This is a genomic window from Micromonospora sp. DT63, assembly GCF_049841615.1.
Taxonomy (GTDB): Bacteria; Actinomycetota; Actinomycetes; order Mycobacteriales; family Micromonosporaceae; genus Micromonospora.
In genome coordinates this window covers 1-367 of the sequence record NZ_JBNCKQ010000025.1, presented here as the reverse complement: position 1 = coordinate 367, position 367 = coordinate 1, and the positions used below count along the sequence as shown (strand labels likewise).

Genomic DNA, 367 nt, shown 5'->3' with positions numbered 1-367 from the left:
TCCAGCGGTATGTGAGGCCAGGCCATGCCTGGCAGACTCCCAGCCCCCACCACGGAGGGCCGGCCCAGTCTCTGAAACAACAACCATCGGTTGTTCTTTCAGGACCCAACAGGGTGCTTACATTTCCCCCCAGCCGCACCACCAGCATCCGTTCCCACCAGACCCCCGAAGAGGGATGGCTGTACTAGGTGCCGCCGGCCGTTGCCAGGGCAAAACTTGCCAGTGTCTCCGCCATCTGAGCACCCCACCACCACAGTCGGGCGATGCGGGCTCCTTACCGACTTTCGTCGGAAGGTGCTCCTTAGAAAGGAGGTGATCCAGCCGCACCTTCCGGTACGGCTACCTTGTTACGACTTCGTCCCAATCG

1 rRNA gene is annotated in these 367 nt (G+C 61.6%); it reads right to left on the bottom strand.

The annotated features are described in order from the left end of the window. Window positions 1-305: 305 nt before the first annotated feature. Window positions 306-367 (bottom strand): 16S ribosomal RNA (locus ACLQ27_RS32165); the annotation flags it as partial.